This is a genomic window from Flavobacterium mekongense (assembly GCF_047038255.1).
Lineage (GTDB): Bacteria > Bacteroidota > Bacteroidia > Flavobacteriales > Flavobacteriaceae > Flavobacterium > Flavobacterium mekongense.
In genome coordinates this window covers 360,923-384,868 of sequence record NZ_CP174374.1, presented here as the reverse complement: position 1 = coordinate 384,868, position 23,946 = coordinate 360,923, and the positions used below count along the sequence as shown (strand labels likewise).

20 protein-coding genes and 1 tRNA gene are annotated in these 23,946 nt (G+C 37.8%); 6 read left to right on the top strand and 15 right to left on the bottom strand.

Annotated elements, in window-relative coordinates; translation table 11 throughout:
- Positions 1-7 precede the first annotated feature (7 nt).
- The 12 genes from ACJG85_RS01520 to polA all read right to left on the bottom strand — a co-directional run bounded on the left by ACJG85_RS01520 (position 8) and on the right by polA (position 12,312).
- A complete protein-coding gene (locus ACJG85_RS01520; RefSeq protein ID WP_412464675.1) occupies positions 8-379 on the bottom strand; it encodes a 6-pyruvoyl trahydropterin synthase family protein in 372 nt (123 codons plus the stop codon).
- Positions 380-389: 10 nt separating this feature from the next.
- On the bottom strand, positions 390-1,328 hold the full coding sequence (locus ACJG85_RS01515) for a hypothetical protein (protein ID WP_412476753.1): 939 nt from the start codon (positions 1,326-1,328) through the stop codon (positions 390-392).
- A 4-nt stretch (positions 1,329-1,332) separates the two neighbouring features.
- Complete coding sequence (locus ACJG85_RS01510) at positions 1,333-2,232, bottom strand: RibD family protein (protein ID WP_412476752.1); 900 nt, start codon at positions 2,230-2,232, stop codon at positions 1,333-1,335.
- Positions 2,229-3,623, bottom strand: a complete 1,395-nt coding sequence (locus tag ACJG85_RS01505; RefSeq protein WP_412476751.1) for a lipopolysaccharide biosynthesis protein — start codon at positions 3,621-3,623, stop codon at positions 2,229-2,231. Before ACJG85_RS01505 ends, ACJG85_RS01510 begins: the two co-directional genes overlap by 4 nt.
- Positions 3,624-4,391 carry a class I SAM-dependent methyltransferase gene (locus ACJG85_RS01500; RefSeq protein ID WP_412464671.1) on the bottom strand — a complete coding sequence of 256 codons (768 nt, stop codon included), beginning with the start codon at positions 4,389-4,391 and terminating at the stop codon, positions 3,624-3,626.
- A 5-nt stretch (positions 4,392-4,396) separates the two neighbouring features.
- Positions 4,397-5,095, bottom strand: a complete 699-nt coding sequence (locus ACJG85_RS01495) for a class I SAM-dependent methyltransferase (RefSeq protein WP_412464670.1) — start codon at positions 5,093-5,095, stop codon at positions 4,397-4,399.
- On the bottom strand, positions 5,092-5,721 hold the full coding sequence (locus ACJG85_RS01490; RefSeq protein ID WP_412464669.1) for a methyltransferase family protein: 630 nt from the start codon (positions 5,719-5,721) through the stop codon (positions 5,092-5,094). The genes ACJG85_RS01495 and ACJG85_RS01490 overlap by 4 nt, the downstream gene beginning before the upstream one ends.
- The gene (locus tag ACJG85_RS01485) at positions 5,718-6,695 is read right to left on the bottom strand and encodes a glycosyltransferase (RefSeq protein WP_412476750.1); all 978 of its coding nucleotides are present in this window, start codon (positions 6,693-6,695) and stop codon (positions 5,718-5,720) included. Before ACJG85_RS01485 ends, ACJG85_RS01490 begins: the two co-directional genes overlap by 4 nt.
- Complete coding sequence (locus ACJG85_RS01480; protein ID WP_409678194.1) at positions 6,692-7,333, bottom strand: CDP-alcohol phosphatidyltransferase family protein; 642 nt, start codon at positions 7,331-7,333, stop codon at positions 6,692-6,694. The genes ACJG85_RS01485 and ACJG85_RS01480 overlap by 4 nt, the downstream gene beginning before the upstream one ends.
- Before the next feature lie 28 nt (positions 7,334-7,361).
- Positions 7,362-7,949, bottom strand: a complete 588-nt coding sequence (gene ribA / locus ACJG85_RS01475) for a GTP cyclohydrolase II (RefSeq protein WP_409678191.1) — start codon at positions 7,947-7,949, stop codon at positions 7,362-7,364.
- Between the two features lie 163 nt (positions 7,950-8,112).
- Positions 8,113-9,423: a serine hydrolase domain-containing protein gene (locus ACJG85_RS01470; protein ID WP_412464667.1), complete on the bottom strand. Its 1,311-nt coding sequence runs from the start codon at positions 9,421-9,423 to the stop codon at positions 8,113-8,115.
- A gap of 24 nt (positions 9,424-9,447) precedes the next feature.
- Positions 9,448-12,312: a DNA polymerase I gene (polA, locus tag ACJG85_RS01465; protein WP_412476749.1), complete on the bottom strand. Its 2,865-nt coding sequence runs from the start codon at positions 12,310-12,312 to the stop codon at positions 9,448-9,450.
- Between the two features lie 135 nt (positions 12,313-12,447).
- Between polA and ACJG85_RS01460 the strand changes: the two genes are divergently transcribed.
- Positions 12,448-13,680 carry a metallophosphoesterase gene (locus ACJG85_RS01460; RefSeq protein WP_412464665.1) on the top strand — a complete coding sequence of 411 codons (1,233 nt, stop codon included), beginning with the start codon at positions 12,448-12,450 and terminating at the stop codon, positions 13,678-13,680.
- Positions 13,681-13,754: 74 nt separating this feature from the next.
- Entirely contained in the window at positions 13,755-14,051 is a 297-nt protein-coding gene (locus ACJG85_RS01455; protein WP_290875450.1) for a thioredoxin family protein, read from the top strand.
- Here the strand turns inward: ACJG85_RS01455 and ACJG85_RS01450 are convergent.
- Together ACJG85_RS01450 and ACJG85_RS01445 are read right to left on the bottom strand one after the other, a co-directional pair.
- Positions 14,048-14,689, bottom strand: coding sequence for a polysaccharide deacetylase family protein (locus ACJG85_RS01450; RefSeq protein WP_412476748.1), 642 nt, complete (start codon positions 14,687-14,689; stop codon positions 14,048-14,050). The genes ACJG85_RS01455 and ACJG85_RS01450 overlap by 4 nt on opposite strands.
- Positions 14,690-14,760: 71 nt before the next feature.
- Positions 14,761-18,039, bottom strand: a complete 3,279-nt coding sequence (locus ACJG85_RS01445) for a protein O-mannosyl-transferase family (protein WP_412464664.1) — start codon at positions 18,037-18,039, stop codon at positions 14,761-14,763.
- A gap of 224 nt (positions 18,040-18,263) precedes the next feature.
- On the opposite strand from ACJG85_RS01445, the gene ACJG85_RS01440 reads away from it, so the two are divergent.
- A tRNA-Gln gene (locus ACJG85_RS01440) sits at positions 18,264-18,334 on the top strand.
- 91 nt (positions 18,335-18,425) lie between these two features.
- Here ACJG85_RS01440 and ACJG85_RS01435 read toward each other — a convergent pair.
- Positions 18,426-19,250, bottom strand: coding sequence for a universal stress protein (locus tag ACJG85_RS01435; protein ID WP_409678173.1), 825 nt, complete (start codon positions 19,248-19,250; stop codon positions 18,426-18,428).
- A gap of 170 nt (positions 19,251-19,420) precedes the next feature.
- Between ACJG85_RS01435 and rimP the strand changes: the two genes are divergently transcribed.
- The 3 genes from rimP to infB are packed head-to-tail and all read left to right on the top strand — an operon-like array spanning position 19,421 to position 23,918.
- On the top strand, positions 19,421-19,888 hold the full coding sequence (gene rimP / locus ACJG85_RS01430; RefSeq protein ID WP_409678170.1) for a ribosome assembly cofactor RimP: 468 nt from the start codon (positions 19,421-19,423) through the stop codon (positions 19,886-19,888).
- Between the two features lie 11 nt (positions 19,889-19,899).
- A complete protein-coding gene (gene nusA, locus ACJG85_RS01425) occupies positions 19,900-21,141 on the top strand; it encodes a transcription termination factor NusA (protein WP_409678167.1) in 1,242 nt (413 codons plus the stop codon).
- Between the two features lie 41 nt (positions 21,142-21,182).
- On the top strand, positions 21,183-23,918 hold the full coding sequence (infB, locus tag ACJG85_RS01420) for a translation initiation factor IF-2 (RefSeq protein WP_409678165.1): 2,736 nt from the start codon (positions 21,183-21,185) through the stop codon (positions 23,916-23,918).
- The last annotated feature ends 28 nt before the right edge of the window (positions 23,919-23,946 follow it).

Below are 23,946 nucleotides of genomic sequence, written 5' to 3'. Positions count from 1 at the left end.
TGGTTTTTTACGATTCAAATCCTGCCCAAGCATTTGGATTTTCTTTGATACTCACAGCAATTTTTCCTTTAAAAAAAGCCGCTGTTTTTGCCGTTACTTCATCAAAAATATATTTGGCTACAAATTCTGTGGTAGTCAATTGCCCTTCAAAAACAGCTAAATCATCGAAATTTTGATAGTCTAAGGGCTTCAAAATTTCTTTTACAATTTGATGCGCCAAACCTATATCAATAACCACATTATGTTCGTCAACAGTGGCCGATTTAAAAGTAACATCTACCACATAAGTGGCACCATGAACCTTTTGTGCCGGCCCGAAGAACGGATGTTTGAGTGAATGGGCAATCATCATACTTTCTCTAATCTTTACAAAATACATACTTTAGTTTTTAATATTTTACAAGCGTAATAAAATCATTGTTGGTTTTGTTGCTTCTTACTTCCTCGAAAAAATCAGGAAGGGAATCAAAAGGAATAATACGGGTAATAAATGAGGCAAAACTTATTTGTTGCATTATTTTTTCGGCCAATTGTTTTCGGGAGAGATAGTTATGCCGGTCGCGATATTCAATTGGAATTTCCGAAACCTGAACACTTATCAATTGCAAGCGTTTGTAATGAAAATGAGTGCCGAGTTTCAGCATTATACTTTGGTTTCCGTACCAACTGAGTTCCATTATTTTGCCTTCGGTAACGGTATGCTCAATGCAATATTGGAGACCATCAGCGCTGGCTGAAACATTGAAACAAATGTCATATTCTTTTTGACCGTTGCAACAGTTAAATCCCCAATCCTGCAGAGCAGTTTTCTTTGCCGAATTGGTTTCCAATACCCAAACCTTGGCTCCGATATATTCTTTAAGTGTTTGTGCCAAAAGAATCCCAACACTGCCCAAACCGCAAACCAAAACAGTATGTTTTTCAGTGACTTTAGATACCCAAATTGCATTGATAACAGTTTCTAAGTTTGACAGTTGTGTAGCAACTTTAGGATCAATGGTTGCTGAAAAAAAATAGGCATCAGCATGTGCTATTGCCAAATAATCTTGATGCGGATGCAAGGCATGAAGCCATCGGCTGTCCTCGGTTTGGCCTACTATCGAATACCCGTACTTTATCGGAAAAGCAAAATTCCCCGATTGGTAAGGCACTTGCATAATAGTGTGTAATGCTGAAGGCACTTTACCGGTGGCAACTAATTTTTCCGTTCCTAAACTGATGGAAGAATAGGCGCTTTTAACCGCTAAATAATCTGTTGGAAGACTCAAGTTCTCAGATAGAATTTCGGAACGTGTATCACCGATATGCCAAAGTGCTCTTGCTTCCATAATATTATAAATTTGAAACGGTCATGATAGCATTGCCAAACTTGTAATATTGAGGGTTTTTAAGGTGAAAGGCTTCCGAGAGTTCGTCAATTGCATCGAGTTCAATCCCGTTTTTTCCCGAACCGAAAAGCATCGGTGCTATATGAAATTCAATCCGCGACAAGGTTTTCTCTTCTATAAATTTGCGAAATGTTTGACAACCACCTTCAATAAAAACGGAGTGAATGCCTTTGCTTTTTAAAGCTTTCAACAAGTCTTCTGAGTGCATATAACCATTAACCGATTGCAAATGAATGATCTCGGTTTCCTCGGGCAAGTGGTCGTATTCGAGTTTGTTTGTACTGCACAAATAGGTTTTACCTTCGGATAAAGTATGGAGTGCTAAAACAGTATTCGCCAATATAATCTTCACCGGATTTTCGCCTTTTACCAATCGTACATCTAACCGTGGTTTGTCGATTCTGAAAGTATTGCCGCCAACCATAATAGCATCTACCAAAGCCCTAACTCTATGCGCATGGATTAGATTTTCTTCATTTCCTATCCATTTCGATTTACCGGTATTGGTGGCGATTTTTCCGTCGATGGTTTGAGCCAAGTGAGCACAAGCAAACGGTAATTCCGAGGCTCTGTTAACCAAAATATAATCCAAGTACAAGGCAAATATCTTTTTGAGTTTTTTTGGAAATACATCTGCATAGATAATATCGTAAAACTTGTAGGCTGTTTGATTGTTGGGATGGAAAAAGAAGATGGCAAGGCCATTTACCGGAAGTTGCGATACCGTGCTCTTTTCAACTCGATAGTCAGTCGTGATAAGCAATTGCTCCGTCTTTGGGTTGAGTGTTTTATAGCTGTTTTTGATAGCTAATAACAATTCCCAATATTTCGTTTTTATTTTCATGACTGTACAATGTTTTTAAAACGGTTTCGGTAATGACTTAAAAATAGCCAACCCAAGAGCAAAAACTGTAATACCGTTATCAAAGATAAAAAGTTTGCTTGCTTTAGCAACAAAAGGAAACCATTGATGCTAATAAATAAGGCTATAAAAAGTGTAATTTTTGGAGAAGGCAGGACTTTGAGTTTCGTTAATTTGAAGAATACAAAAGCGTTTACCATGTTGGAAAATCCTATGGCAGTAATGGCGCCGTAAGTTTTATAAATCGGAATTAAACCCAAAAACAATAGGGTTAAGAAGATGATTTTTCCCATGAGAAACTTGTTGATTTTGCCTACTTGTTTATCAAAAACCAATTGTAAAGCCCAAAAGCGTATGCCAATAACCGGAAAGAAAGCTATGGTAATCCAAGGAAAATACTGTTGAATATTGTTGTATTTCTCGTGGTGTAAAAACCAATGAATGTGAGTGCCAAAAACCAGTAAAAAACTAAAAGCCAGTAAGCCAATCATCAAGTATAATTCGAATTTTTCTCTAACGGAAGCGATAGTGCCCGAACTCTCAGCAGACAAATCCCGATACAACTCCGGACGTATGGCATTGTCAACACTGTTGAAAAAAGTCAGTACCGCCGCAGTAATACTAATCAAAACAGCATAACCGGCCAGTTCATCAACACTAACATAGCGTTCCATAAAAAAACGGTCCAATTGGCTTTCAATGTTGAATAAAATTAAAAACGGAATGAACGGCAATGAAAATTTCAAGGCTTCTGCGAACAGCGGTTTTGAAAATGAGAAAACAAACAACAAACGATTTTGGAAATACATGGCCAAGAAAGCCATAACATTGACTAATAAAGCCGATAACAGAAACCAAAAAAAGTCGAGTTGCAAGACAAAAATTACCAACAACTGAATGCCATGAACGGCAAAGGTTGTTAAGGTTACATATAGACTGTATGACTTGACTTCCCCGGTATTTTGCAGATGAATATAATAGAGATTGCAGAGATTGCTCACCAAAAAAGTAGCCAATAAAATCCAAGCATTCGGAAAAAAGGGAAAGTTATTTAAAAATAACCAATGGAAAACCCAATTACCGATCAGATAAAAGACCAGCAACCAAAAAATTAAAGCCATCCAATGAAAGCTGAATAAGGTTTGAAACAGTTGTTGCTTTTTTTTATCAGCTGTTTCGTGAAAATACAACGTACGATAAGCCTGGTCAGTTTTCAGGTTGAAGAAAATGGAAAAAACGGCTATAAAAGAGTTGGTTAATGCCAAAACCACATAATCCGAAGTACTCAAATAATGCAAATAAACCGGCAATAACAATAAAGTCATGGCCGGAGGAATAATGCCGGTTATGGTGTACAACAGCGTTTTTTTCATTTACCGTCTCTTAATTTGAACTATCAGATAGTCCATTTTTTTTTGGGCGTAAAGTTTGTCTAACAATAAACCTCCGCGAAACAATTTGGTAAAATTCGAGTTCCTTTTGAAAGCTCTAAAAAGCCATAACTTGAGGTTAATTTTCCAAAGCGATTTAGGGTATAACCATGCTTTCAAATTGTCTTGTGTTTGTTCAAATTGTCCTTCATCGATTGTTACATCCGAAAGCGAAATCAAATAATTCAAATGCCAGTCTTTTTGAAAAGCCATACTGGTTTTGTTGTGTTTTTTATCAAAAAAATCATCTACTATGCACAGTATTCCGTTGGGTTTTAATCCGGCTAAAAGTTGGTTAAATGACTGTTCGAAATTTAAAGTATGTTTCAACGATTCAATACAAATGATGATGTCATATCGATTAGGTTGCGTGTCATCAAAAGAAGCTACTTCAAATTCTATGTTGTTGGTTTGGGATTGTTCCTTAACCTGATTAGCTCTTTGGATTTCTTTACTGCTTATACTGATGCCTTTAACGTGTTTTGCTCCGTTTTTTGCCAATAAAAAACTTCCGAATCCAACACCGCAACCGGCATCTAAAATAGTTTTGTTTTGAATGTCAATTTTGGAGCGTAAAAAATCGTAAATGTCGTGATAAGCTTTGCCAAAGTTCATTCTTTTGTGAATAGGATAAGAAGCGTCTTTTTTGAATTGGGATTCCATTTCAAAAAGCGAGTCATATAAATCCACGATGTCTTGATGCTTTGGCATAGCACTTATTTTTTTTGGAGTATAAAAACAAACTCGTTGGCAAATTGTAAGGGAGTGATGCTTTTTTGGATGGATTTAAAACCATTGAAACGTCCAAAAGTCAACAGTCTTAATCCTTTCATAACAGGCCATTGGTCAGGAATGCATTGCACAATTTTTAAGTCGTTTTGTTCGAATAACCATTCCCATTCTTTGTAAGTTTTGGCATCCTGATGGCCTTTTCGATTGATGGTGTACAACAACTTTTTGGTAAAAATCCAGCGCCAGGAATTGGAATTTCGCACCATGAAACACAAAGTCGCCTCAGGTTTTGTAACCCTTCTGATTTCTCTCAGCACTTTATTTTTATCAATCATGCGCTCCAACGAACCCAAGCAAGTAACATAGTCAAAATGTTCGTCATTAAAAGGAATTGACTCGGCATTGGCTTCGAGTAAAACGGCATTAGGTAATTTGTTTTTGGCTTTGGTAATGGCAACCTCAGACAAATCAATACCATGATTGTTCACACCGTAATCGGCACTAATTTCCAACATCCGACCTAAACCACAAGCCACATCTAAAAAGTTCTTTCCCGATTTTAATTTTAGTAGTTCGGCAAATATATAATAGGCTTCTTTTGGACGAAGATAACTTTCCCCTCGTTTGGAGTAAGTACTATCAAACCAGTTTTTAATTGTTTGTTGTTCGTTTGTTGTTGTCATTTAAAGAGTAAAAATCGGTTGGTTTGTTTTTGGTAGTTTACAAATTCGTCTTTGAAAATATCTTGTAGAAAAGCTTCTTCAATACGAACCCTGAAAACCATATAATAAATATAGAAAATTAATCCCAACCAAATCAATATCGAAGGGAACAGTAATCCCAATCCGATGAAAAACAAGAACATACCGTCTAATCCCGGATTTCGTGTAAATCGAAAAATACCGCCGGTGTGTAAGGTAAAGGATTTTCCGGTTTGACGATTTTCTTTACGCAGATAAAGCATTGAACCAAAGGTTACTACTCTGCCGAGAACTACGCAAAGCAGTCCCAAAAAATCAGTCCATACATTCGGTTCAAAGAGTAAAAAAAGGGAATCATGCCAAAGTGGAAAGAAATACAATAACGGCAATAAAAAATAGAGTTGTACCATCACAGCCGGAATGGCCAGTAAAATAATTTTTTTGGTGACAGACCAGTTTTGAATATCGTTTATAAATTTGTTCTGACCGGTATTGTAATGCTTACTTTTACGGAAGAAGTTTTGGGTATTGGCCACACTGGGCACATGAAAAAATAACAATTCAATCGCCAGTGTGAGATATCCTATAATAAAAGCAATTTCCGTCATGGTTTCAGTTTTAAAAGTAACGGTTCAAAAGTTTTTCCCCAAGTTGGGCAATCAAAATGAGCTAAAGAAACAAAGTGTTCTTGATAATAAGCCTCAGTAGTGATTATTTTTTTCAGTTGAGAAAAAGCTTCCGTGATTTCAAAATTCGGTAAAACACCTCTTATCCCCATAGCAAGGTAATTTTCATAATTTCCGGTGGGAGTCATTACAATTGGTATGCCTGAAGCCATAGCTTCGAGACAACTCATGCCAAAACTTTCATATTCTGAAAAGTGCAAAAGCAAATCGTACTCCAAAAGTAGAGGGTTGATTTGTTTGTAATCAACAACCCCTTTGTACCTTATATTTCTTAGGCCTAGTTGTTCAACTGAGCGATTAAATACCTTAAAATAAGTTTCCGAAAGTATTTCTCCGTAACAGTCAACAGCCACAGATTCGATATTGAGTTTGGCCATTACTGCTAACAAAGTGTCATGTCCTTTTCCCTCAATAAAATTCGATAAGTAAAGAATTTTCTGGGGTAATTTAGGATAAACTTTTTTCTGTATCCAATAATCAGGAATACCGGGTTGCAGTAAAAGGGTGTTTTTTGTGGACTGTCCTAAGCCTAAGGTAATATAATCGAAAGAAGATTGACCGGTTACGATGACATTAAAGTTTTGACAAATTTCTTTTTCAACCACTATTAGCTTTTCACGCATTGAGGCAGCAAGTGCCGGATTTTTCGAAGGCCAAAGATGAATCAGAAAAAAGACTTGGTGATTTTTAAAACGTTTTACATCCAATTCAGGTTGTATTAAAATGCCGTCTGCTATGTAGATTTTGTTGGTTTGGAAAGCTAATGTATTCAGATCGACAATCATTTCTAACGAAGTCAGAAATTGATGCTTTTGCAAAACCGCCAACAATTGTGAATTGTAAATGTTTCCACCCGATATTTTTTGGTGAATGTCTGATGTCAACAGCGTAATCATGCTTCTTTATGGTTTAAAAATTCAAAAAAAGAAACTGTAAAAGACAATGTTACGAGGGCTGTTCCTATAGAAATACAATAAACTCCAATGCTCTCAATAGTAAAGAAATAAAGGATGAAAGCTATAAAATAACAACCGGCTATAAAACGGGCATATTTTTTTTTGCGTTCCGTATAACCATTTTTAGTGATGAAAGTGGTGGAAATTTTATACCCATAGCGCAACATACCTCCGAGTAAAATCCACTGTAAATTGGGATTTTGGATGGCTATTGTCAAGGAAAGCAGCAAGCAATAAAAGGCGTCAGTTTCCATGTCTAATATCCCACCGAAATGCGTGGTTTGGTTTAGCTTTCGGGCTGCAAAACCATCTAATCCGTCCAAGCAGACTACAGTTAAAGACAGTAGGCCCAAATCGATAGCTTTATCTAAAAACGGAACGGCGAATAACAGCAATAATCGGCTTACCGTAATTAAATTGGGCCATCCGCCCCAATGATTGATTTCGGTGTAATTGCGCCAATTTTTATAGAGTAATCCTATGAACAAAAAAAATCCGAACAACGGACAAAAAAACAGTTTTGAGCAGAAAAAATCCACAGCAGAGCCTATCAGCAAAACGACTGATTGAAAGAACATCCAATCATATTTTGAGGGCACCGACATTTTATAAATCTAAAAAGTGCTTAAAAAAACTTTTTTTGGTTTCAAGGTATTTTTTGCTTTCTTCTGAAGCCTTTATTTCAATGGGAATTCTGCCTTTCAAAACAATGGGTGAATTGTCGAAAACCGCTACTTTCTCAGGGTTATTGGTTAGTAAATATACTGAGCTAACCTTCAAATCAGTTAAAATTTGAATGGCTTCTTCAAAGGAACGTGAATCGGCCGGCAAGCCCAATTCCAAATTGGCTTCAACAGTGTCTTTGCCTTCTTCTTGAAGTTTGTAGGCCTTGAGTTTATTAATAATGCCGATATTTCTACCTTCTTGTCTTAAATAAATTAAAATACCGCCATTTTCTTCAAAGTAAGCCAAAGCGTTGTGCAGTTGTTTACCGCATTCGCATTTTTTAGAGTGAAAGATGTCACCGGTTAAGCATTCAGAGTGAAAACGAATCGGGATAGTGGTGTTAAAATCGGTTTTTTCATGGATCAAAACAATGTGTGGCATCCAATCATTTTCGTCTTCAGAATAGGCGATGATTTTAAAATTTCCCCAATCGGTAGGTAATATGGTTTCAACTTGGTTTTTAAGCATTTTATTTTTCTTTTTCCAGCAAAACAAAAATAACCAAAAAGTTGGAAGATTGGACCCGTTTGAATTGTAAATGACATCAGGGCTATTCATTTTAACAACAAACTGCCACAAAAAAGCCGAGAACAGTTAGGTCTCGGCTCATGTTATTTGTTGGAGAAGTTATTTATTCTTTGGTAAACTCAAACTCCATTCCGCCTTGTTTGAGCACCATTTTTTGATCACCGAAAATCATTTGAATTCCGGCGGTGTCAAAAACAAACTCGGTTTCACTTTTGGCCGTAAGCGGAAAAGAACTTTGTCCGGTGGCTTGAGCGGTCAAGGCGCCATTGTTTTCAGCTATGGTGATTTTTATGGGCAAACTTTTAGAACTGTAAGTGCCTACATATTTAGCACGTAGGGTTTCTGAAACGGTAAATCCTTTTACATCAGGGAATTGGTAATCGTTTCCGTAAAACAAACTCAACACTCCAATCATAATCTCATTGCGATTGAAATTGTCTCCGTTAACCACTATCGCAAAACCGGTTTTTTCTTCCATATTATATCCTGCTGCAGCTCTGAAGTTTTCAATACCTCCGGTATGACCGTAGAATTTTCGCTCGTCAAAAGGGGCAATGATCAAGCCTTTACCATAATTATCCCTCATGGTTTTCATTTGTTCCAAAGCAGCGGGAGAAACGAGTTTGCCATTAAAAAGTCCGCTTAAAAACAAATTCAAATCGTCCGGAGTTGACGCAATGGCGCCGGCTGCAAAGGCTAAGCTGTTATGCCATTCCGGTGTTTGTTCCCAAGTATTTCCGTTAAAGGTGAATGAATAGCCTTCGTTTTGCGTTGGCTCAATCTTTAGCGGAAGTAAAGTGTTTTTTAATCCTAATTTCTTTACAATGCGAGTATGTAAATTCTCGGCATAGGATTTTTTAGTAATGTCTTCTAAAATATAGCCTAACAAATTGTAGTTCGAATTGCTGTATTTGAATTGTGAATCGGGTTCAAACGCCGGTGTATAACCTTCGATACGTTTGACCAAATCGGCTTTTTTATTTTCGGTGTAAATGTATTGTGCTACCGTTGGGTCATCATTCAAATAATCAGGAATGCCCGTTCTGTGGTGCAAAAGCATGGCTATCGTGATTTTATCGGCATTAACCACTTTCGGATAAAACTGCGATAATTTGGTATCAAGTGATAGCTTTTTTTCATCTACCAACTGCATAATCATCGTAGCTGTAAAGGTTTTGGTAATCGAGCCGATTTTGAGTTTGGTTGCCGGATCTAATTTTTTCCCGCTCGACAATTCGGCTAAGCCATAAGCTTTGGAAAAGACAATTTTATCTTTTTCCAATATGGAGAGCGAACCCATAAACTTATTGTTGGTGTACAAATAGTTTAACAAGCTGTCAATTTTCTGAAATTTATCGGTTTGGGCAACTACCGATGATAATCCGAATACAAATAATAAGAGGAATTTTTTCATGTTTACAATGGTTTATGTCGAGGCTTAATGTGCTTCCAACCAATTTTGACCTACGCCCATTTCCACTTCTAATGGAACCGACATCGTAAAGGCATTTTCCATTTCGTGTTTAATCATAGGCTTAATTTTTTCCAATTCCGAGTGGTGAACGTCAAACACCAATTCGTCATGAACTTGCAACAGCATTTTAGATTTCCAGTTTTCAGAGGTCAGTTTTCGGTGGATGTTAATCATGGCCAATTTGATGATGTCGGCGGCGCTTCCTTGGATAGGCGCGTTAACTGCATTGCGTTCGGCAGCTCCGCGGACTACAGCATTGGCAGAGTTAATGTCTTTTAAATAGCGACGGCGACCTAAAACCGTTTGCACATAACCATGCTGACGGGCAAAGTCGACTTGGTCTGACATGTATGATTTCAATTTCGGATAGGTTTTGTAGTAGGCTTCAATCAAAGCGGCACTTTCGCTGCGGGAAAGCGAGGTTTGGTTGCTTAGTCCAAAAGCGGAAACCCCGTAAATGATACCGAAGTTTACTGTTTTGGCATTACTTCGTTGTGCTGCAGTCACCTCTTCCAAAGCTACGTTGAACACTTTAGCGGCGGTGCTTCGGTGAATGTCTTCGTTGTTTTGAAAGGCTTTGATCATGTTTTCTTCTCCGGATAATGCGGCAATAATCCGCAATTCTATCTGGGAATAATCCGCAGAAAGCAAACTGTAGTTTTCATCTCGAGCAATGAAGGCTTTTCGAATTAATCTGCCTCTCTCGGTGCGAATCGGAATGTTTTGCAAGTTCGGGTTGTTGGAACTCAATCGACCTGTTGCCGCTACGGTTTGCATATAATCGGTATGCACGCGCTGGGTTTTCGGGTCGACTTGATTTGGCAATGCCTCAATGTATGTGCTTTGGAGTTTGACCATTTGTCGCCACTCTAAAATATCTCTTACGATTTGATGTTCATTGGCCAAATAACTTAATACTTCTTCGCCGGTAGCGTATTGACCGGTTTTGGTTTTCTTTTGTTTGGCGCCGCCAATTTTGAGTTTATCAAATAAAATCTCTCCCAATTGCTTTGGGGAAGCCAAATTGAATTTTTCGCCGGCCGTTTCATAGATTTTTTGTTCAAAATCGAGGATTTCTTTTTGCATGTCAGTCGCCATAGCTTTGAGGAAGTTTACGTCTAAACGTATGCCTTCGGCTTCCATGTCGGCCAACACGGGAACCAATGGAATTTCGATTTCATCAAAGAGTTTCTTGGTGCCGACTTTCTCTAAAATCGGTTGAAAATGTTCTTTGAGTTGCAGCGTTACATCGGCGTCTTCTGCAGCGTATTCTTTGATGTCTTCTAACGGAACTTCGCGCATTGATAATTGGTTTTTACCTTTTTTACCAATGAGTGTCTCTATGGATTTAGGGGAATATTTCAAATAGGTTTCGCTTAACACATCCATATTGTGACGCATATCTGGATTGATGAGGTAATGCGCAATCATGGTGTCGAAGAGTTTGCCCTTGATTTGAATGCCGTATTTGGCCAAGACTTTAAGATCATATTTCATGTTTTGCCCAATTTTTTCGATGGCTTCATTTTCGAAAAACGGCTTGAATTTGTCGGCCAGTAGTTTGGCTTCTTCTTGATTTTCCGGAAAAGGAACGTAAAAAGCTTCCCCTTTTGACCAGGAGAAAGACATGCCTACCAGTTCGGCATTCAAAGCATCAATTCCGGTAGTTTCGGTGTCAAAACAAACCGAAGTTTGGTTCATTAAGTTCTGTAAAAACAATTTTACACCCAAATCGCCTTGGATGATTATATAGTTGTGCTTGGTATTTTCCAGTGTTGCGTAATACGAATGTTGTTTTGGTTCTCCGGTTTCTTCATCCGAAAAACCAAATAAGTTAAATTGCTCTTCGTTCGATTTTTTGGCAATGGGTTTTTTAATATTTTTTTGATCATTGTCATTGCTATTGTCATTGCCATTGCTTTCAATCTCGTCGTATTCTTTTCCGGTACCGAAGAGTTTGTCGAACTGCGCTTTCATTTGTCGGAACTCGAGTTCTTGGAATAACGCATCGGTTTTTTCCACATCCGGTTTGGACAATTCGAAATCGGTGGCGTCGAAAGTTACGGGACAATCCAATAAAATGCGCGCTAATTTTTTCGACAATATGCCAAGTTCTTTATTTTTTTCGATTTTATCTTTCAGCGCACCTTTGAGTTTGTCGGTGTTTTCCAATAGATTTTCCATCGTGCCGAATTCCTTCAGCAATTTTTTGGCCGTAACTTCGCCAACACCCGGAAATCCCGGAATATTATCAGCAGAATCACCCATCATGCCTAAAAAGTCAATGACTTGTTCCGGTCTTTCAATTTCAAATTTCTCTAATACTTCAGGAACGCCCCAAATTTCTATATCGTTGCCCATACGAGCCGGTTTGTACATAAAGATGTTTTCAGAAACCAATTGGGCAAAATCTTTATCGGGCGTTACCATAAAGACTTGGTAACCTTCTTTTTCGGCTTGTTTGGCTAAGGTTCCGATTAAGTCATCGGCTTCGTAGCCTGCTTTTTCCATAATCGGAATATGCATCGCTTTCAATAATTCTTGAATATAGGGAACGGCAATTTTAATCGCTTCCGGAGTTTCATCGCGATGCGCTTTGTACTCTTGGTACATTTCGTTGCGGTAATCGCTGCCGCCTTTGTCGAAGGCCACTGCCAAATGGTCGGGTTTTTCGCGCTTAATAACATCCATCAAAGAATTCATAAAACCCATAATGGCAGAGGTATCCATACCTTTGGAGTTGATTCTCGGGTTCTTAATAAAAGCGTAATAGCCGCGGAAAATTAAGGCGTAAGCGTCTAAGAGGAATAGGCGTTTTTGTTGTGACATTGCTGAAAAAAATTATAAAGCGTAAAGGTAACGAAACTTTGCCTTTTGACGGGCAGAAATATTTTAGTTAAAATTAGTTAAATCGGGGATAACAATGCTTTCTTTCTTTGTTAATTTGCCTAAAATTTGCAGAATATGTTGCGTTGGATTTTCTTTTTTCTTTTTGTAGCCATAGTGGAAGTCTATGCTTTTCAGGCACTTAAAACCATCACTAAAACTAAGTGGATTTTGGTTTCCTATCAGGTCATTTCATTGTTGGCAGTCTTGTATATCGTTTATCAATTTACCCAATTTGACAGAAGGGTTGGTCAAAACAGCAAGACTTTAATCACTTTCGGGTTGTTGTTATTGGTTTTTATTCCAAAATTAATTTTAACCGGCCTCATGTTGTTGGAAGATGTGTTCAGGGTATTTTCGGGTACGATTACACACTTTTTAGGAGACAATGACAGCGGTAGTTTTTTGCCGGAGCGAAGAAAGTTTGTTAGCCAAGTGGCTTTGGTTTTGGCCGCTATTCCTTTTTCATCTCTTTTATACGGAATGACTAAGGGTAAATATAACTTCAGAGTCATCAAACAAACGCTTTTTTTTCCTGATTTACCCGAAGATTTTGACGGATTTACGATTACTCAAATTTCTGACATTCACAGTGGTAGCTTTGACAATGAGGAAAAAATCAATTATGCGGTTGATTTGATCAACGAACAAAATTCGGATATGATTTTGTTTACCGGTGATATTGTTAACACACATGCCACCGAAATGCATCCGTGGATAACTGTTTTTAATCGGATTAAGCCACATCCATTTGGGAAGTACTCTGTATTAGGGAACCACGATTATGGAGAATATGTTCAATGGCCTAATGATGCTGCTAAACTTCAAAATTTTGAAGACATCAAAGATTTGCACCGTCAAATAGGTTTTGATTTGTTGTTGAATCAGCATACTAAAATTAAAAAAGGAAGTGGTGAAATTGCCTTGGTAGGCGTTGAGAATTGGGGAAAAAATTTCAAACAAGCCGGCGATTTGAATAAGGCTTCCGAAGGATTATCTAAGGAAGATTTTAAAATTTTGATGAGTCACGATCCGAGTCATTGGGAATATGAAGTAAAACACGACGAGAAGCATTATCATTTAACGCTTTCCGGACACACCCATGGCTTACAGTTTGGTATTGAAATTCCCGGTTTAATTCAGTGGAGTCCTGTTCAATACGTTTATAAACAATGGGCTGGATTGTATGAAAATTTAGGCCGTTACATCTATGTTAATCGCGGTTTTGGGTTTCACGCCTATCCCGGACGAGTTGGAATTTGGCCAGAAATCACGGTTTTTGAACTAAAAAAAGGGGAAAAAGTAGCATAATTAGTTAAAAATGCTACATTTGTGGTTTAATAGTTCTTTTTCCAAGGTAAAAGAAACAAAAATATTTTGGTTTTATGTCAAAATTTGGAGAATTAATCAACGCTCAAGTGCCTGTGTTAATTGACTTTTACACAGAGTGGAACGAATCTTCAGTGTCCATGCATCCTGTAATCAGAGATGTTGCTGCAGCGCTTGGTGACAAGGCAAAAGTGATCAAAATTGATGTAGATAAAAATCAGGAATTGGCAGAGGCATTGCGCATCAAAGGATTGCCAACCTTGATGATTTACAAAGACGGTCAAATGGTTTGGAGACAATCCGGTGAATTAGATGCCAATACCATTATCGCTTTAGTACAAGAGCAACTTTAGTCCATCTTTTCACAAACAAATTCATTTTTCTTTAGGAACTCTAAAGTTTTGGGCAATGCATATTGTAAGTTTTGCCAAGCTTTAATACTGTCGTGAAAAACGATTATACTTCCACTTTCTATATTTTTTAAGACATTTTCCAAGCATTTTTCCGGAGAGATATTCTTGTCGAAATCCATACTAATGACATCCCACATAATGATTTTATAGCCGGATTGGCGCAAAGCTTTGGCTTGCGATGGTTTGATTTTTCCGTAAGGTGGTCGAAATAGCTTTGCGTTTAAAGTTTGTAGGGTAAAGTTGGCAATGGTTTCGGCACACTTTTCAGTATTTTCAATGTAAGCTGTCAGAGAGGTTTCCCATCCTTTCAAATGGTTGAAGGTATGGTTTCCTATACTATGGTCGTTATCGATTATCTTCCGGAAAATTTCCGGATGTTTTTGAATGTTTTCGCCTATACAAAAAAAAGTTGCTTTGGCATTGTATTGTTCAAGTTGGTTTATTACCCATTCGGTTATTTCCGGAATCGGTCCGTCGTCAAAAGTCAGGTATATTTTTTTTTCTGCATTTGGGATATCCCAAACATACTTTGGAAAAATAGCTTTGATAAACCGACCTGTTTTAACCCATAAACTCATGGTATAAAAGTAAAAAAAGTGCCGATAGGATTTGTTTCTTATCGGCACTTTTTTGTGAATTATTAAACGGACTACTCCAAATCTCTTCCAAAACGAGTAAAGCGCTGTACGAAGGTGTTGAAGGTTGGTTTGTTTTTGTTGTAGTATTCTAAATCATTTCGATTCTTCATAACCAATAGCAGGCTTCGGTATCGTTCGATATCGGTAATAATATCTGAAGCTATACCATTTTGGATAGAAGGTTGAATTCCGGCATAGTAGGTCAAATTCTGTTTGTATTTGTCCATCAATTTATCCAACAATTGGCGTGCTTTAGCTTTTTCGCCCACTTCGTAATAAGCAGCGGCGAACGGTTCTAACATGGTGTAATAGCCGTAGTAATCCATTGGCATTTTAGTCAGGGCTAAATCGATGATTTTTTTGGCTTTGTCGATTTTTCCTTCATTGATAAGCTGTTGGGCTAAACGCGCCATATTGGTACGGTACGAAATACTGTTCTTGCGGGTTTCAGGGTCGTGGTAAATCGAAGTTAATTCGCCGTTGCCCCATTGCCATTTGGTGACTAACTCATACATTTTATCGCTATCAATTTGGCCCATATCATATGGGTTTTCTTTATCGATAGGCGTCTTAATCGGGACTAACTTGTAAACCAAACCATCCAATTGAAGGTAATCTTTCATCCACAAATAATCGTCGTCGCCAAAACTGCCACCGGTAAAATAAACCGGTCTTTTCCAATTGTTATTGGCTAAAATATCCAACATCATCAATCGGTTTTTGTATAGCGCGCTTCCTTTGATTTCTACATCAATGTAAGGAACAATAGAGTCGTTTAAAGCGGGGTTAACAACTTTGTTTTTGATGATGGTATTTTTATCAACCGGAATTCTGATTTTATTAGTCGGATAGAAATGAATGGTTTGTCCGTTTTGCAAGTCAATGGTTGATTGCGGGTTCTTGATAAAGTTGATAAAATCTTTTACATCCCAACGGGCCTCGGTTTTAGGGATGTGAGCAACATAATCTAATTTATCACCCACGTACTCGTTGTGTTCAAAAGAAATTGGCAGCCCATCAGCTTTATAGGTTTTAAATTTCATTTGATCGATATACCAATCGGTCATGAATAAACTGGTGTTGACAATTTTGATGTCGGTTCGAATGCCTTCAATTTCTTGAGCATACCAGAGAGGAAAAGTGTCGTTATCGCCTATGGTAAACAATATAGCATTCGGGTCACAAGAGTTGAGGTAGTTTTTGGCCATAGCTATAGCCGTGTATCGGTTAGAACGGTCGTGATCGTCCCAATTTTGACTGGCCATTAAAACCGGAGCAGCTAAAAGCGAAGCAACTATTACCACCGGGCCAACCAATTTAGATTTGACATAGTCGGTTATAATTTCATATATGGCGTAAACACCAAAACCTAACCATATAGCAAAAACATAGAATGAGCCAACCAAAGCATAATCGCGTTCTCTTGGTTCGAAAGGTCTTTCGTTAAGGAAAACTTTTAGAGCTATGCTGGTGAAAAGGAATAAGACCAATAAAACGTAAAAACTCTTCAGGTCTCTTTGAGCATGATACATTAAGCCGATTAATCCAAGGATAAACGGCAAGAAATAATAAACGTTTCTGCCTTTGTTGTTGATGGCATCATCAGGAAGATTTTCCTGCGAGCCTTTGCCTAAGTGAATTTCATCGACAAACTTGATACCGCTGATCCAATTACCATCTAAGTTGTCGTATTTCCCCTGAATATCGTTTTGTCTTCCTACGAAATTCCACAACAAGTAGCGACCATACATGTATCCAAATTGGTATTCACCCATAAACAATAAGTTGTCGGCTGTTGAAGGTTTTTCTACGACCAAATAATCGCTGTATTTCTTTAAGAAGTTAACGTAATCCTCATTGTCGATTTGCTTTTGAGCATAAGCTGTTTTAAAATCGTTGATGTTTTTTTGCATTTCATCTTTCAACTGAGCCACGGCTTGCATAATTTGCTCGTCACTCAAACTGTCCAAATTAACTCCGTACTGAGCTAAATCTTCCTCATAAGGATAGTTATGGTTTAAAGTAAATTTCGGCGGTCCTGTGAATTGGATATAGTTTTCGATGTGATCAGTGCTCCACATACGCGGCAAAACTGCTTTGTGGTTGTCGTCGGTATTTTGCTCGGCGTTTTTGTAGTTGTTAACAATAACGTATTTGCCGGTTTTATAATCTCTTTCGTAGTTGGGTGCTTTGTCTAAATACGGTTGGTCTTCATCCAATCCGGCAAAAGTATCAGTGTATTGCGGACCATAAAATAAAGGATTTACTCCGTATTGCTCACGGTTATAGTAGGCTAATACCTCTGCGGCATCTGATGGTTTATTTTCGTTGATTACCACATTGGCGTTGGCACGAATTGGTAACATCATCCAAGTCGAGAAGCCAATCAATACAAAAAGGACGCAAAGCAATGCAGTATTGTAAAACGGATGTCCTTTTTCGCGGGTGTACTTCAATCCGAAATAGAAGAAGGCAACAACCAACAATGCTGCTATGATAGTGCCGGAGTTGAAAGGCAAACCAACACTGTTTACCATAAAAATTTCCATTTTACCAAAGAAAGCCAAGGTATAAGGGAGCAATAGCTTAAATATGAATAACAATATAGCTACAATGATAATGTTGGCTATGATGAAACTTTTGATTGTGATTTTTTTGTAATTCTTAAAATAATACAAGAATCCAATCGATGGAATGGTTAATAGAGCCATAAAGTGGACTCCAAAAGATAGTCCGATTAGTAGAGAAATTAACAACAACCAACGATTGCCTCTCGGAGTGTGCATGTCTTCTTCCCATCTTAGCGCCAGCCAAAATAATATAGCGATGAATAATGATGCCATGGCGTATACTTCTGCTTCCACAGCACTGGCCCAAAAACTGTCTGAAAAAGTGAAAGCTAAAGAACCAACTAATGAACTGCCCAAAACAACAATAGCTTTGTTTTTATCAAATTCAGTGTAGGATGACACAATTTTTCTCAACAATATGGAAGACGACCAAAACATAAACAATATGGTAAAGGCACTCGAAAATACTGAAGTCATGTTGACCATCAAGGCTATGTTTTCCTTACCAATGGCAAACATGGAGAAAAAGGCACCTATAATTTGGAATAAAGGAGCCCCCGGCGGATGTCCTACTTCCAATTTGGCTGCTGTAGAGATGTATTCGCCACAATCCCAAAAACTCATGGTGGGTTCAACAGTTAACGAATAAGTGATTAAGGCAATGACAAAAGCTGTCCATCCTAAAAGGGTATTCCACTTGTTGAAGTTAAAATTCATCATAGAAAGAGGATATGAGATAGGTTTATTTTTAAGCTTACAAAGAAACTATTTTTTTTAACGTAATTAAACCGGCATTAATAAAAATTTATAAAAGAGGTAACGAATTAATTTCAAGTTTATTATGGGTTTGTCGAATAAATTAAAAGAAGAGATGTCTAATTTTTTTAACGATTTGTTTGTGTAAAATAAAATTTGTTATAAATTTGCACTCGCAATAAGCCAATTGGTCTATGGTGTAATGGTAACACTACGGTTTTTGGTGCCGTCTTTCTAGGTTCGAGTCCTAGTAGACCAACAATAAGTCCCGCATTTGCGGGATTTTTTGTTTTAAAAAAAAGCATAAAAAAAGCCGCAGATTCGCGGCTTTTTTATTTGGTGTCTAACAATTATATTTTAAAGGTCACCACCGGTCTTACAGCGTGATTCACTAAGTCTTCACTGATACTACCGTTAAAGAAGTGGGCTAATCCTTTTCTTCCGTGAGTGCTCATTCCAATCAAATCAGCATCAATACTGTTGGTAAAGTTTAAAACACCACTTTCTACATTAACATCATTATAAATGTGAGTAGAACATTTGTTAATGGTAAATCCTGAAATAAAAGAATTCATAATTTCATTGGCAACGTGAGTCGGTTTGAAACTGCTTGGTGTATTGATCATTACTAAATGTAATTCAGCACCGAATTTATTAGCAAACTCTACTACTTTAGCAAAAGGTTTTTTGATTTCGTCTGAAAAATCAGAAGCAAAAACAAATTTGTTTACTTCGAAGTTTCCGGCTTCTTTTTTAATGATTAAAACAGGGATTTCAGAATTGCGAACAACTTTTTCAGCATTAGATCCGATAAACATTTCTTTAAAACCACTGGCTCCGTGTGAACCCATAACAATCAAGTCAACTTCGTTTTTCTTGCTGATATTCATAATTCCGTCGAAGGCTAATTCAAACTGAATAATTTCCGAAACTTTAATACCTTCTAAACTAGGGTCGTCCATCAAGTCTTCCAAACGATTGATAGCCGCATTTTTGAAAAGCATAATTTCAGGCAATTCATGTCCGCTACCAATAGCATCGCCTGCTTCATGAGGCAATTCTAACATGTGAAGTAAAAAGATTTCGCCGTTGTTTTTTCTGGCAATTTGTGCCGCAACTTTCAAGGCATATTTGGCATGTTCAGAGAAGTCTGTTGGGACTAAGATTTTTTTCATAATATAAAAACGTAATTTTTGGATAGGATATTTTAACACAATAAAGGTATTATTTTTTTTTGATTTGGCAATGAATTTTTGATTTATAAAAAAATAACTATATTTGCTGCGTTATTTACCATACAAATTAAATAATGAGGGAAGCACTGCTTCCCTCTTTTTATACAACAATGACATTTAAAGACAAGGTTTCAAATTTAATAGCGGGAGAATTGGAGAACAATTCCTCTTTGTTTTTGGTAGATTTAAGTATTTCAGAGAGTTATAAAATTACCGTAACTTTGGATGGCGATAATGGTGTAACGCTGCAAGATTGTATTGATGTCAGTCGGGCCATAGAAAACAACCTTGATCGAGAAGAACAAGACTTTTCATTAGAAGTTGCCTCTGCAGGAGTTTCTTCGCCATTAAAATTGGTTAGACAGTACAAAAAAAATATTGGTCGCAACCTAAAAGTCAAAACAACAACATCGGAAACTATTGAGGCCAAGTTGGAAGCTGCTGATGATGAAAAAATCACACTTGCTTGGACGGCAAGAGAACCCAAAAAAATAGGAAAAGGAAAAGAAACGGTTGAGCACAAACGCGACCTTTCTTATTCAGAAATAAAAGAAGCAATTGTTACAATAATATTTTAATTAAAACAGGCATGGAAAATATTGCATTAATCGAATCATTTTCAGAGTTTAAAGACGATAAACTTATTGATCGAGTAACGCTTATGGCGATTTTGGAAGATGTATTTAGAAACGCATTAAAAAAGAAATACGGTTCTGATGATAACTTTGATATTATTATCAACCCTGATAAAGGTGATATGGAAATCTGGAGAAATCGCGTGGTTGTAGCTGATGGCGAAGTAGAAGATGAAAACCAAGAAATTGCTTTGTCTGAAGCCAGAAAAATTGAACCTGATTTTGAGGTTGGAGAAGATGTTTCGGAAGAGGTAAAATTAATCGATTTGGGAAGAAGAGCCATTTTGGCATTGCGTCAAAACTTGATTTCTAAAATTCACGAACACGACAATACTAATCTTTACAAGCAATTTAAAGATTTAATCGGTGAAATTTACACCGCCGAAGTACACCATGTTCGTCCAAGAGTTGTAATTTTGGTAGATGATGAAGGTAACGAAATTGTTTTGCCGAAAGAAAAACAAATCCCGTCTGACTTTTTCCGTAAAGGTGATAACGTTCGCGGAATCATTGAAAGTGTTGAGTTGAAAGGCAATAAGCCGCAAATCATCATGTCGAGAACAGCGGATAAATTCTTGGAAAAACTGTTTGAGCAAGAAATTCCTGAAGTGTTCGACGGTTTGATTATGATTAAAAAAGTGGTGAGAATTCCGGGTGAAAAAGCCAAAGTAGCGGTGGATTCTTATGATGACAGAATTGATCCGGTTGGTGCTTGTGTAGGAATGAAAGGATCCCGTATTCACGGAATTGTTCGTGAGTTAGGAAACGAAAATATCGACGTGATTAACTACACTAACAATTTACCGTTGTACATCACCAGAGCTTTAAGTCCGGCCAAAGTATCTTCTGTTAAAATCGACGAAGAGAAAAAAAGAGCCGAAGTATTTTTAAAATTAGAAGAAGTTTCCAAAGCCATCGGTCGCGGTGGGCATAATATCAAATTGGCCGGATTATTAACCGGTTACGAACTTGATGTGATCAGAGAAGGCAGTGCTATTGAAGAAGATGATGTAGAATTAACTGAATTCTCAGACGAAATCGACGGATGGGTAATCGATGAGTTTGCTAAAATCGGTTTAGACACCGCTCGCAGTATCCTAAATCAAGATGTGGCTGATTTGGTAAGAAGAACCGATTTGGAAGAAGAAACCATTTTAGAAGTAATCAAAATTTTGAAAGAAGAGTTTGAAGACTAAACTTTCGCCAACACAACAATAGATAACATTAATTAGATTTTATGTCTGAAGGAAATATTAGAATTAATAAAGTTTTAAGGGAATTAAATATTTCTTTGGAAAGAGCTGTGGATTATCTTAAAGATAAGGGAATTGCTATTGAAGCCAGTCCCAACACAAAGATTTCCGATGATGTATACAATATTCTTTGTGGTCAATTTGCAGGAGACAAAGGAAACAAAGAAGCTTCTAAAGGAATAAGCGAAGAAATCAGAAAGGAAAAAGAAGCCCTTCGTTTGGAAAGAGAAAAAGAATTGGAAGACAAGCGCAAACAAGAAGAAGAGCGTCAACGTCTCGAACTGATTAAAGCGAAAGCCGTTATCAGTGGTCCAAAACAAGTCGGCAAAATCGATTTGGAACCAAAACAAACCGCTGCTCCAACAGAAGCCCCTAAAATTTCAGCAGAAAAATCGGAAAATGTTGATCAAAAAACAGCTGCTGCACCGGCTGAAGAGCCTACCCAAGCCACAGTTAAAGAAGTGGTTTCAAAACCTGTTGAAGCAGCTACAGATGAAACGATTACCACGCAATACCAAAAACTATCCGGAGCAACACTAACCGGACAAGTAATCGATTTGTCTCAATTTGATAAGCCGAAAAAGAAAAAAGAAGATTTTAAGAAAGATAACAGTAAGCCGGCTGCAGCTAACGGTCAAAATGCCAATGCAAGTCAGAATGCGAACAAAAATAAGCGCAAAAGAATTGCTCCGAAACCTGGTGATAAACCTGCGATAACAGGAGGTAATAATGCCCAAGGTGGTCCTTCTAAATTTGGTAACAAACCGGGCTTCCAAAAAGGAAACCGTCCGGCTATTGTTCAAAAAGTTGAGCCAACCGAAGAAGAAGTAAAAAACCAAATCAAAGAAACTTTAGAGCGTTTACAAGGAAAAGGGAACAAATCTAAAGCGGCCAAGTATCGCAGAGACAAGCGTGATACACACCGTCAGCGTTCAGAAGACGAAATGCAAGCGATGGAAGAAGGAAGCAAAATCCTCAAAGTAACCGAGTTTGTTACTGTGGGTGAGATTGCTACTATGATGGATGTGCCAATTACCAAAGTAATCGGAACTTGTATGACTTTAGGAATCATGGTTACCATGAATCAAAGGTTAGATGCGGAGACACTTTCCATTGTTGCCGACGAATTTGGATACCAAGTAGAATTTATTACCACTGATATAGAGGAAAATTTAGAAGTGGTTGAAGATAAACCGGAAGATTTAGTTCACCGAGCGCCGATTGTAACCGTTATGGGTCACGTAGATCACGGAAAAACCTCATTATTGGATTACATTCGTAAAACCAATGTGATTGCCGGGGAATCCGGAGGAATTACCCAACACATCGGAGCTTACGGAGTGGTGCTGGAAAATGGTCAAAAAATCACTTTCTTGGATACACCTGGTCACGAGGCTTTTACCGCTATGCGTGCTCGTGGAGCTCAAGTTACCGATATTGCTATTATTGTGATTGCAGCGGATGATGACATCATGCCTCAAACCAAGGAAGCCATTAGTCACGCTCAAGCGGCCGGAGTCCCTATGATTTTTGCTATCAACAAAGTGGATAAACCGGCAGCTAATCCTGAAAAAATTAAAGAGCAATTGGCCGGTATGAATTTATTGGTGGAAGATTGGGGCGGAAAGTACCAGTCACACGATATTTCCGCAAAAGCCGGAACCGGTGTGAAAGATTTATTGGAAAAAGTATTATTAGAAGCTGAATTATTGGATTTAAAAGCCAATCCGAATAAACCTGCTGTAGGTACAGTAGTAGAGGCGTTCTTAGACAAAGGTCGCGGTTATGTTTCCACAGTTTTGGTTCAGGCCGGGACATTAAAAGTAGGGGATTATGTTTTGGCCGGAAAAAATCACGGCAAGGTAAAAGCCATGCACGATGAAAGAGGGCACAATGTATTAGTGGCCGGACCATCAACCCCAATTTCAATTTTAGGATTGGATGGAGCACCTACTGCCGGTGATAAATTTAATGTGTTTGAAGACGAAAGAGAAGCCAAACAAATTGCGGCCAAACGAACTCAGCTGTTGCGTGAGCAATCAGTTCGCACACAAAAACACATTACATTGGCGGAAATCGGTCGTCGAATCGCTTTAGGTCAGTTTAAAGAGCTAAATATTATCTTAAAAGGAGATGTTGACGGTTCGGTAGAAGCGTTATCTGACTCTTTTTCCAAACTGTCAACAGAAGAAATTCAAATCAGAATCATACACAAAGGTGTTGGTGCGATTACGGAATCCGACGTATTGTTGGCTTCAGCCTCAGATGCAATTATCATTGGATTCAACGTTCGTCCTTCCGGAAATGCTAAGCAATTGGCTGATAAAGAAGAAATCGATATCCGAAACTACTCTATCATCTACGACGCTATCGACGATTTGAAAGATGCTATGGAAGGAATGTTATCTCCGGAGATGAAAGAAGAGATTACAGGATCGGCTGAAATCAGAGAGACTTTCAAAATTTCTAAAGTGGGTACAATTGCAGGTTGTATGGTGACCGACGGAAAGATTTTCAGAAATTCAAAAATCCGTTTAATCAGAGAAGGAGTAGTGATTTTTACAGGAGAATTGGCTACTTTAAAGCGTTTCAAAGATGATGTTAAAGAAGTAGCTAAAGGTTATGATTGCGGTATGCAAATAAAGAATTACAACGATATTCGAGAATATGATGTGATCGAAGCTTTCCAAGAAGTGGAAGTGAAGAAAAAATTGAAATAGTACTGAATAAAAAAGCCCCGAACTTCGG

What these genes read in the sequence shown, in the direction of transcription:
- ACJG85_RS01515 (WP_412476753.1), bottom strand. Translation starts at nt 1,328, where the DNA reads ATGGAAGCAAGAGCACTTTGGCATATCGGTGATACACGTTCCGAAATT.
- rimP (WP_409678170.1), top strand. Translation starts at nt 19,421, where the DNA reads ATGACATTTAAAGACAAGGTTTCAAATTTAATAGCGGGAGAATTGGAG.
- ACJG85_RS01480 (WP_409678194.1), bottom strand. Translation starts at nt 7,333, where the DNA reads ATGTTCTTTCAATCAGTCGTTTTGCTGATAGGCTCTGCTGTGGATTTT.
- polA (WP_412476749.1), bottom strand. Translation starts at nt 12,312, where the DNA reads ATGTCACAACAAAAACGCCTATTCCTCTTAGACGCTTACGCCTTAATT.
- ACJG85_RS01520 (WP_412464675.1), bottom strand. Translation starts at nt 379, where the DNA reads ATGTATTTTGTAAAGATTAGAGAAAGTATGATGATTGCCCATTCACTC.
- ACJG85_RS01500 (WP_412464671.1), bottom strand. Translation starts at nt 4,391, where the DNA reads ATGCCAAAGCATCAAGACATCGTGGATTTATATGACTCGCTTTTTGAA.
- ACJG85_RS01455 (WP_290875450.1), top strand. Translation starts at nt 13,755, where the DNA reads ATGTCAAAATTTGGAGAATTAATCAACGCTCAAGTGCCTGTGTTAATT.
- ACJG85_RS01450 (WP_412476748.1), bottom strand. Translation starts at nt 14,689, where the DNA reads ATGAGTTTATGGGTTAAAACAGGTCGGTTTATCAAAGCTATTTTTCCA.
- ACJG85_RS01470 (WP_412464667.1), bottom strand. Translation starts at nt 9,423, where the DNA reads ATGAAAAAATTCCTCTTATTATTTGTATTCGGATTATCATCGGTAGTT.
- ACJG85_RS01510 (WP_412476752.1), bottom strand. Translation starts at nt 2,232, where the DNA reads ATGAAAATAAAAACGAAATATTGGGAATTGTTATTAGCTATCAAAAAC.
- infB (WP_409678165.1), top strand. Translation starts at nt 21,183, where the DNA reads ATGTCTGAAGGAAATATTAGAATTAATAAAGTTTTAAGGGAATTAAAT.
- ACJG85_RS01485 (WP_412476750.1), bottom strand. Translation starts at nt 6,695, where the DNA reads ATGATTACGCTGTTGACATCAGACATTCACCAAAAAATATCGGGTGGA.
- nusA (WP_409678167.1), top strand. Translation starts at nt 19,900, where the DNA reads ATGGAAAATATTGCATTAATCGAATCATTTTCAGAGTTTAAAGACGAT.
- ACJG85_RS01505 (WP_412476751.1), bottom strand. Translation starts at nt 3,623, where the DNA reads ATGAAAAAAACGCTGTTGTACACCATAACCGGCATTATTCCTCCGGCC.
- ACJG85_RS01445 (WP_412464664.1), bottom strand. Translation starts at nt 18,039, where the DNA reads ATGATGAATTTTAACTTCAACAAGTGGAATACCCTTTTAGGATGGACA.
- ACJG85_RS01460 (WP_412464665.1), top strand. Translation starts at nt 12,448, where the DNA reads ATGTTGCGTTGGATTTTCTTTTTTCTTTTTGTAGCCATAGTGGAAGTC.
- ACJG85_RS01490 (WP_412464669.1), bottom strand. Translation starts at nt 5,721, where the DNA reads ATGACGGAAATTGCTTTTATTATAGGATATCTCACACTGGCGATTGAA.
- ribA (WP_409678191.1), bottom strand. Translation starts at nt 7,949, where the DNA reads ATGCTTAAAAACCAAGTTGAAACCATATTACCTACCGATTGGGGAAAT.
- ACJG85_RS01435 (WP_409678173.1), bottom strand. Translation starts at nt 19,250, where the DNA reads ATGAAAAAAATCTTAGTCCCAACAGACTTCTCTGAACATGCCAAATAT.
- ACJG85_RS01495 (WP_412464670.1), bottom strand. Translation starts at nt 5,095, where the DNA reads ATGACAACAACAAACGAACAACAAACAATTAAAAACTGGTTTGATAGT.